Origin of the sequence: uncultured Actinomyces sp. (genome assembly GCF_963526355.1) — a bacterium.
Lineage (GTDB): Bacteria > Actinomycetota > Actinomycetes > Actinomycetales > Actinomycetaceae > Actinomyces.
Genome location: NZ_CAUROW010000162.1, coordinates 1 through 3,266, shown reverse-complemented (window position 1 = coordinate 3,266; position 3,266 = coordinate 1). Strand labels below are relative to the sequence as shown.

Annotated in this window: 2 protein-coding genes and 1 pseudogene; all 3 read left to right on the top strand. The window is 67.0% G+C overall.

Annotated features, from left to right (window positions below; translation table 11 throughout):
- Positions 1-557, top strand: a pseudogene (locus RWR81_RS13185) (RNase J family beta-CASP ribonuclease); the annotation flags it as partial.
- 14 nt (positions 558-571) lie between these two features.
- Positions 572-1,522 (top strand): PfkB family carbohydrate kinase, encoded by a 951-nt coding sequence (locus RWR81_RS13180; RefSeq protein ID WP_314458167.1) that lies wholly within the window; start codon positions 572-574, stop codon positions 1,520-1,522.
- 125 nt (positions 1,523-1,647) lie between these two features.
- On the top strand, positions 1,648-3,266 hold a 1,619-nt coding region (locus tag RWR81_RS13175; RefSeq protein WP_314458166.1), incomplete at its 3' end, for a DNA translocase FtsK.

The following is a 3,266-nucleotide window of genomic DNA, read 5'->3' as shown; positions in this document are numbered from 1 at the left end:
ACGCCTCCTCCGAGGAGCTGCTCCACGTCTACAACATCGTCCAGCCCCGCAACGTCATGCCCATTCACGGCGAGATTCGCCACTTGGTGGCCAATGGCGGGCTCGCAGTCAAGACCGGGGTCGCTCCCGAGCGGGTCATGCTGTGCGAGGACGGCGTGGCCGTCGACCTGGACCGGGGAACCGCCCGTATCGCCGGACAGGTCCCCTGTGGGTACATCTATGTCGATGGCTCCTCCGTGGGGGAGATTGACGAGGCCGAGCTCAAGGACCGCCGTATCCTGGCTGAGGAAGGCTTCGTCTCCGTTTACGCCGTGGTGGAGACCATGACCGGCACGATTCTGGCCGGTCCGCATATCCAGGCCCGGGGTGTGGCCGAGGATGACTCGGTCTTCGAGGAGATCCTTCCCGACGTCACCGAGGCCCTGTCTGCCGCACTGGAGACGGGGAAGGCCGACACCTACTCCCTCCAGCAGGTCATGCGCCGCACCCTGGGGCGCTGGATCGGTCGCAGGCTCAAACGACGTCCCATGATCGTTCCGGTTGTCGTCGAAGCCTAGGGGACGCTCACTGCATGACTCTCTTCCGGCCCGCGTGCTTCATATCCACTGGATCCATCCTCATTGACATTCCCCTTCATGTCAGCCGGGTACCGACGCCGGGAGGGGCGATCACCGGGGCCTCGTCGGGTCCCGTCGTGGGGGGCGGGTACACGGTGGTGTCGGCTGCTGCCCGGCAAGGGATCCCTGCCGCCCTTGCCGCGACTCTGGGGACCGGCCCCAACTCGGCGCGGGTGCGTGAGTCGATGCGCCTTGACCGGGTTGAGCTCCTTGTCGAGGAGCTCGTTGGCGATATCGGTACCTGCACCACGCTCATCGAGCCCTCCGGTCGGAGAACTTTCATCACTACTGCCGGCGTCGAGGGCGAGCCTCAGCGTGAGGACCTCGAGAGCCTCGACCTCAGGGAGGGCGACTGGGTCTACGCCACTGGCTACGACCTGGCCCACTACACCAGCCGGGGCGTCCTGGCCGACTGGCTCCTGTCGATCCCTGCTGGGGTCGGCCTGGTCATCGACCTGGGGCCGGTACAGCCCGACATTCCCGACCAGGTGCTTCTACCGCTTCTGCACCGGGCGACGATGCTGACCGGCAACGACCTGGAGATGAGTCGGCTCGAGAGACGGCTGGGAGGTACTGACGCGCTCCGCCAGGCATGTCCGCAGGCACTGATCGTTCGACGCACCGGCGTTCACGGATGTGTTCTCCACCCGGTCGGCGCCGAGCCGACCGAGGTCCCCGGTTTCGTGCGCGGTGTCGTTGATACGACCGGGGCCGGAGACACGCACACCGGTGTCCTGGTCGCCGGACTCCTCGACGGACTCGACGTCGTCGAGGCGGCCAGACGCGCCAACGCGGCCGCCGCGCACGCCGTGGCCCGAACTGGGCCGGCGCAGGCCCCACGCCGGGAGGAGATCGACAAGATCCTTCTCGAAAGCTCTGAGATGTCTGACGACGATGCTTGCTGAACGGTGGTGACCGACACAATGACCTCGGGTGGAGAACCTGCGGTGGGAAGGTGACGTGTTCCCACCTGCCCGAAGCGGCGTGGCAGGGGCGCTGACGCTGAGAATCCGATAGTTTCTAGGACATCATGGCCAATCGTCGTACCACGAGATCCGCTACGCCTTCGCCCGGAACCGGCAGGAGGCGCGATCGGGGAGCAACAGCTCAAGGAAACGCTCCTTTCGCGTCTGCTGGGTCCCCGCCATCCGGCGGGCGTTACCGCCGCACCGGATGGGCCTTCCTCATCCTGGCCCTGGCAGCGGTCCTGGCCTTGCGCGAGTGGTTCGGGGTCTCCGGGGCAGCCGGGAGCCTTCTTCACCACATCGCCGCAGGGCCCGTCGGTATGCTCGGTATATTCGTCCCCCTGCTCCTAGGAGCGCTGGGGATCGCCATGCTGCGGGTCCACAGCCTGGGAGCGGTCCACGCGCGGGCTTCGGTGGGCTGCCTGGGCCTGCTGACCGCACTGACCGGCATGATCCAGGTGGGCAGCGGCAACCCGATTCTGAGGAACAACATCGCTGGGCTGGAGAGCGCCGGCGGATTGCTGGGGTGGCTTGTGGGCTATCCGCTGGCGGCATTGTTCTCTTCGGTGGGGGCCTTCGTCCTGTTCATCCTCCTGGCCGTGTTCTCCGCCCTGGTCCTGTACGGCAGGACCGTCGCCGAGATCCGCGACCTGTTGAAGCAGCGTCGTTCCCTCAACACCGGTGACGTTGACGGAGCCGATGCCTCGCCCGACGCCGACAGCTCCGCAGACTCCCTGGCCCGCCGCCTCCTGAGGCGGGTACGTGGCGCAACCGGCGCTGCCGGTGACGTGGAGCAGACCGCGCGCCTGGACTCCTATGACGGTGACGAGCCCTTCCGTTCCGCACTGGGGACGGAGGAGCCCGCACCGCGCAAGCGCGGAAGCGGCCGGCGTAAGCGCACCACTGATCGCGCAGCCCAGCAGACCTCGATCACCGAGCTCTTCGACCCGGGCGATGATCATGCCGACGTCGCCTTCGCCGTCCCAGAGGTGGGCAACGAGGAAGAGACGGTGGCGTCGTCGGGCCCCGCGGTCGCGTCTCCTCCCGAGGGCAGGGCGGCTGGATCGTCGGCAGGGGTACAGCGCAAGCCTCTTGCATTGAAGCGACCCGATCCACCGACGCCGTCCGGCTTCGACGCCGTTACTGAGGAGACCCCCGAGATTCCTCTTGAGGAGCCCGACCTCGCCGACCAGATCGCTATGAGCGACATGGCGCTGCCCGACGGCTCCACCTATACGTTGCCCGAGGACGCTCTGCTTGGCCCGGGTCCGGGGCACGCCACCCGCACTCCCGCCAACGACGCCATCGTCGAGGCGCTGGAGAACGTCTTCGCCGAGTTCAATGTGGACGCCACGGTCACCGGCTACACGCGTGGTCCCCAGGTGACCCGCTACGAAGTCCACCGTGGTCGGGGCGTTAACGTCTCGCGTATCACTGGGCTGGAGAAGAACATCGCCTACGCGGTGGCCTCCGACGAGATCCGCCTGCTCACACCGATCCCCGGCAAGAGCGCCATCGGTATCGAGATCCCCAATACCGATCGCGAGATGGTCAAGCTCGGCGATGTCCTACGCTCCCAGGCCGCCCGCAAGCAGGCTCATCCGCTGGTCGTCGGGCTGGGCAAGAACGTCGAGGGCGACTACGTCGTCACTAACCTGGCCAAGACCCCGCACCTGCTGGTGGC

Coding starts and splice junctions, on each gene's coding strand:
- RWR81_RS13180 (WP_314458167.1), top strand. CDS start 572: ATGACTCTCTTCCGGCCCGCGTGCTTCATATCCACTGGATCCATCCTC.